Origin of the sequence: Cellulomonas septica (assembly GCF_012396155.1) — a bacterium.
In the GTDB taxonomy this organism is placed as follows: Bacteria; Actinomycetota; Actinomycetes; order Actinomycetales; family Cellulomonadaceae; genus Cellulomonas; species Cellulomonas septica.
Genome location: NZ_JAAXOY010000426.1, coordinates 1 through 3,162, shown reverse-complemented (window position 1 = coordinate 3,162; position 3,162 = coordinate 1). Strand labels below are relative to the sequence as shown.

At 73.5% G+C, this 3,162-nt stretch carries 3 protein-coding genes; 2 read left to right on the top strand and 1 reads right to left on the bottom strand.

The window, feature by feature from the left end:
* Positions 1 to 127: 127 nt before the first annotated feature.
* Entirely contained in the window at positions 128 to 1,726 is a 1,599-nt protein-coding gene (gene abc-f / locus HGA02_RS14405; protein WP_168679657.1) for a ribosomal protection-like ABC-F family protein, read from the bottom strand.
* Between the two features lie 133 nt (positions 1,727 to 1,859).
* Between abc-f and HGA02_RS14400 the strand changes: the two genes are divergently transcribed.
* Together HGA02_RS14400 and HGA02_RS14395 are read left to right on the top strand one after the other, a co-directional pair.
* Complete coding sequence (locus HGA02_RS14400; protein WP_168679656.1) at positions 1,860 to 2,498, top strand: biotin transporter BioY; 639 nt, start codon at positions 1,860 to 1,862, stop codon at positions 2,496 to 2,498.
* 13 nt (positions 2,499 to 2,511) lie between these two features.
* The coding region (locus tag HGA02_RS14395; RefSeq protein ID WP_168679654.1) for an ATP-binding cassette domain-containing protein at positions 2,512 to 3,162 on the top strand (651 nt) is incomplete at its 3' end.

Sequence of the window (3,162 nt, the reverse complement as noted above, 5' to 3'; positions counted from 1 at the left end):
CCCGCCGGCCGCGCACCCGTCCGACCGGCACCCCGCCGCCGCGGGGGCCGCGCCGAGGACGAGGAGGACGCGCTGATCGACGCGCAGCTCTCCGCGCGCGCCGCGACCGACGGCCGCGACGGGCCGGTCAGGCCAGCGCGATGAGGTCCAGGTATTCCGGACCCCACAGGTCCTCGGCGCCGTCGGGCAGCAGCAGGACGCGCTCGGGGTCGAGCGCCGCGACGGCGCCCTCGTCGTGCGAGACCAGCACGACCGCGCCCTTGTAGGTGCGCAGCGCGGCCAGGATCTCCTCGCGCGACGCCGGGTCCAGGTTGTTCGTCGGCTCGTCGAGCAGCAGCACGTTGGCTGACGAGACGACGAGCGTCGCGAGCGCCAGACGCGTCTTCTCGCCGCCCGACAGGACGCGCGCCGGCTTGTCGGCGTCGTCGCCCGAGAACAGGAACGAGCCGAGCACCGAGCGGACCTGCGTGTCGGTGAGGTCGGGCGCCGCGGTGCGGAGGTTCTCGACGACCGTGCGGTCGAGGTCGAGCGTCTCGTGCTCCTGCGCGTAGTACCCCAGCTTGAGCCCGTGCCCGGGCTTCACCTCACCCGTGTCGGACGCCTCGATGCCGCCGAGGATGCGCAGCAGCGTCGTCTTGCCCGCACCGTTGAGGCCCAGCACGACGACCTTCGAGCCGCGGTCGATCGCGAGGTCCACGTCGGTGAACACCTCGAGCGAGCCGTACGACTTCGACAGCCCCTCGGCCGTGATGGGCGTGCGGCCGCAGGGCGCCGGGTCGGGGAACCGCAGGCGCGCGACCTTGTCCTGGGCGCGCACCTCCTCGAGCCCCGACAGCATCCGCTCGGCGCGACGCGCCATGTTCTGCGCGGCGACGGCCTTCGTGGCCTTCGCGCGCATCTTGTCCGCCTGCGCGAGCAGCACCGACGCCTTCTTCTCGGCGTTCGCGCGCTCGCGACGGCGGCGCTTCTCGTCCGTCTCGCGCTGCTGCAGGTACGCGTCCCAGCCGAGGTTGTACTGGTCGAGCTGCGACCGGTTCGCGTCGAGGTGGAAGACCTTGTTGACGGTCGCGCGCAGCAGCTCGACGTCGTGCGAGATGACGACGAAGCCGCCCGAGTACTGCTTGAGGTAGTCGCGCAGCCACGTGATCGAGTCGGCGTCGAGGTGGTTCGTCGGCTCGTCGAGGAGGAGCGTGTCGACGCCGGAGAACAGGATCCGCGCGAGCTCGACGCGTCGCCGCTGACCGCCGGACAGCGTCCCCATGGGCTGCGCGAGCACGCGGTCGTCGAGCCCGAGGTTGGACGTGATGCGGTGCGCCTCGCTCTCGGCCGCGTAGCCGCCGGCCGCGGTGAACCGGGCCTCGAGGCGCGCGTACCGGGCCATCGCCGTCTCGCGCACGTCGTCGTCCGCGGCGGCCATGGCCCCCTCGGTGACGCGCATGGCGTTGACGATCTCGTCGAGGCCGCGCGCCGAGAGCACACGGTCCATCGCGAGCTGGGCGAGGTCGCCGTGGCTGGGGTCCTGCGGGAGGTAGCCGATGTCGCCCGAGCGGGAGATCGAGCCGCCCGTCGGCTGGGTCTCCCCCGACAGCGTGCGGGTGAGGGTCGTCTTGCCGGCGCCGTTGCGGCCGACGAGACCGATGCGGTCGCCTGAGGCGATGCGGAAGGTCGTCGGCTCGAGCAGCACACGGGCGCCGACGCGCAGCTCGACGGCCTGAGCGGTGATCACGTGGTGGTTTCCTCCGAGAAAAGCGTCCCGGCGTTGGCCACGGACGCGAAGGACCCCGATTCTACCTAGCCGCTAGCGTGACGATCCGCGCTGATTTCCGACGCCACGCCGCCACGAGGCCCCTGGGGGACCCATGACCGACGCGCCCGAGAAGCACCTGTCGACCGACTCCGCCGCCGCGGCGGCCGTCCATCCCGCACCCGTCGTGCGCTCCAGCGTCGCGACGGACGTCGCGCTGGTCTCGACGTTCGCGGCGTTCATCGCCGTGTGCGCGATCCTTCCCGGCATCCCCACGCCGTCCGGCGTGCCGATCACGCTGCAGACGTTCGGCGTGGTGCTCGCCGGGCTCGTGCTGGGCTGGCGGCGCGGTGCGCTCGCCGTCCTCCTCTACCTGGCGGTCGGGCTCGCGGGCGTGCCCGTGTTCGCGGACGGCACCGGCGGCCTCGTGGTGCTGACCAAGCCGTCCGTCGGGTACCTGCTGGCCTTCCCGTTCGCCGCGGCGGTCGCGGGTCTCCTGGCCGGGCGCGCGCTGCGTCTCACGGGCACGCTGCGCTACCTCGCGCTCGTCGGGGCCGGTCTCGGGGCGAGCTTCCTCACGATCCACCCCGCGGGCATCGTCGGGCTCATGGCCCGGCTCGGGATCTCCTTCGGCGAGGCGTTCGCGATCGACGTCGTGTACTGGACGGGCGACGTCGTGAAGAACCTGCTCGCGGCGGCCGTCGCTCTCGCGGTGTTCCGCGCGTTCCCCGACCTGCTGCGCTCGCGCCGCTGACGGCAGGCAGCGCGTGATCGAGCTCGACGACGTCGTCGTCACCGCCTGGAGCCCCGACCCGGCCGGCGGCGCCGACCGCGTCGTCCGGCTGCTCGGTCCCGTGACGCTGCGGCTCGCCGAGCGCCGGATCGCCGTCGTCGGCGCCAACGGCTCGGGCAAGTCGACGCTCGCGCGGCTGCTCAACGGGCTCGTCCTGCCGTCGAGCGGGACGGTGCGCGTCGACGGGCTCGACACCGCCGCCGACGGTGCCGCGGTGCGGCAGCGCGTCGGGTTCGTGTTCACCGACCCGAACGCGCAGATCGTGCTGCCGACACCGCTCGAGGACGTCGCGCTGTCGTTGCGGCGGCGCCTCCCCGACAAGGCGGAGCGACTCGAGGCCGCGCGGGCCGCGCTGCGCCGGTTCGGGCTCGGCGAACGGGCGGACGTGTCCGTGCACGCGCTGTCCGGCGGCCAGCGTCAGCTGCTCGCGATCGCGGCCGTGCTGGCCGTCGAGCCCGCGGTCCTGGTGTGCGACGAGCCGACCACGCTGCTCGACCTGCGCTGGCGCCGTGTCGTCGACGACCTGCTCGCCGACCTCGACCAGCAGGTCGTCGTCGTCACGCACGACCTCGACGCGGCGCGCCGCGCCGACCGCGTCCTGGTCGTCGACGACGGGCTCGTCGTG

Coding starts and splice junctions, on each gene's coding strand:
- HGA02_RS14400 (WP_168679656.1), top strand. CDS start 1,860: ATGACCGACGCGCCCGAGAAGCACCTGTCGACCGACTCCGCCGCCGCG.